At 61.5% G+C, this 1,555-nt stretch carries 2 protein-coding genes and 1 tRNA gene; all 3 read left to right on the forward strand.

The features are described 5' to 3' along the window. Window positions 1-10: 10 nt before the first annotated feature. The 3 genes from fdxA (at window position 11) to Q1W68_RS12900 (ending at window position 1,555) form a co-directional block, all read left to right on the forward strand. Entirely contained in the window at window positions 11-340 is a 330-nt protein-coding gene (gene fdxA / locus Q1W68_RS12890; RefSeq protein ID WP_069046387.1) for a ferredoxin FdxA, read from the forward strand. A gap of 5 nt (window positions 341-345) precedes the next feature. Continuing rightward, a complete protein-coding gene (locus Q1W68_RS12895) occupies window positions 346-1,407 on the forward strand; it encodes an NAD(P)/FAD-dependent oxidoreductase (RefSeq protein ID WP_300660740.1) in 1,062 nt (353 codons plus the stop codon). Window positions 1,408-1,479: 72 nt separating this feature from the next. Continuing rightward, window positions 1,480-1,555, forward strand: a tRNA-Asn gene (locus Q1W68_RS12900).

Genomic DNA, 1,555 nt, shown 5'->3' on the forward strand with positions numbered 1-1,555 from the left:
CAAGACCACCATGACCCACGTTGTCACCGAAGCCTGCATCCGCTGCAAATACACCGACTGTGTCGACGTCTGCCCTGTGGACTGCTTCCGCGAAGGCCCGAACTTCCTCACCATCGATCCCGATGAGTGCATCGACTGCGCGGTGTGCATTCCTGAATGCCCGGTGAGCGCCATCTACGCCGAAGAAGACCTGCCCAAAGACCAGCTGCACATGACCCAGCTCAATGCCGACCTGGCCCAGTTGCCGGGTTGGAAGAGCATCACCAAGCGCAAGGCGCCGCTGCCGGACGCCGACGACTGGAAAGACCGCACCGGCAAACTCCCCGAGCTGCTGCGCTGAGCGGCATGGTCAACGACGGTCCCATTGAAGCCGATGCGGTGGTCATCGGCGCTGGTCCGGTGGGCCTGTTCCAGGTGTTCGAACTGGGCCTGCTGGAAATCAAGTGCCATGTGATCGACGCACTGCCCTTCCCCGGTGGCCAGCCCGCCGAGCTGTACCCCGACAAGCCGATCTACGACATACCGGCCATCCCGGTGTGCACCGGCCAGGAACTGGTCAACAACCTGCTCAAACAGATCGAGCCTTTTGGTGCCACTTTCCATCTCGGACAAGAGGTGAACGCCGTTGAACAACAGGGCGACGGTCGCTTCTTTGTGTCCACCTCCCGAGGCACACGCTTCCTGAGCAAGACGCTGTTCATCGCCGCCGGCGTGGGTGCATTCCAACCTCGTGCGCTCAAGCTCGACGGCATTGAAGCGTTCGACGAGAAGCAACTCTTCTACCGCGTGAGTTCACCCGACGCCTGGGCCGGCCGCAACATCGTCATGGTGGGCGGTGGCGACACGGCTTTGGAATGGGCGGCCACCCTGTCCACGCAAGGGCCGAACAAGGCCGCGAGCGTGACCCTGATCCACCGGCGCGATGCCTTTCAGGCCGCTCCCGCAAACGTCGCGCGCATGCGCGACCTGTGCGAGCGCAACGAACTGCGCTTCATGGTTGGCCAACCCACAGGCTTTGAATCCGAGGGTGACCGCCTCACTGCCTTGCAGGTCACCGATCCGCAGGCGCAGACGCATTCGGTGCCGCTCGATGTGTTGCTGGTCTTCCTGGGCTTGTCCCCCAAGCTCGGCCCCATCGCCCAATGGGGCCTGGATATCGAACGCAAACAACTGGTGGTGGACACCGAAAAGTTTTCCACCAGCGTGCCCGGCATCTTTGCGGTGGGCGACATCAACACCTACCCCGGCAAGAAGAAGCTCATCCTGTCGGGCTTTCACGAAGCCACACTCGCGGCCTTTGGCGCGGCGCCCATTGTGTTCCCCGACAAGAAGGTGATGCTCCAGTACACGACCACCAGCACGCAACTGCACCGCGTGCTCGGTGTTGCTCCTGCAGCGCTGGACTGAACGCGAGATATTTTTCGCAAGTCCGGCCTCAAGCCAAAAAACGAAAAAATCAACGCTATAATTCGAGGCTGTTCCCTGATAGCTCAGTCGGTAGAGCGACGGACTGTTAATCCGCAGGTCCCTGGTTCGAGTCCAGGTCGGGGAGCCA

The sequence above is a fragment of the Hydrogenophaga sp. genome (assembly GCF_030158645.1).
Classification (GTDB): Bacteria; Pseudomonadota; Gammaproteobacteria; order Burkholderiales; family Burkholderiaceae_C; genus Hydrogenophaga.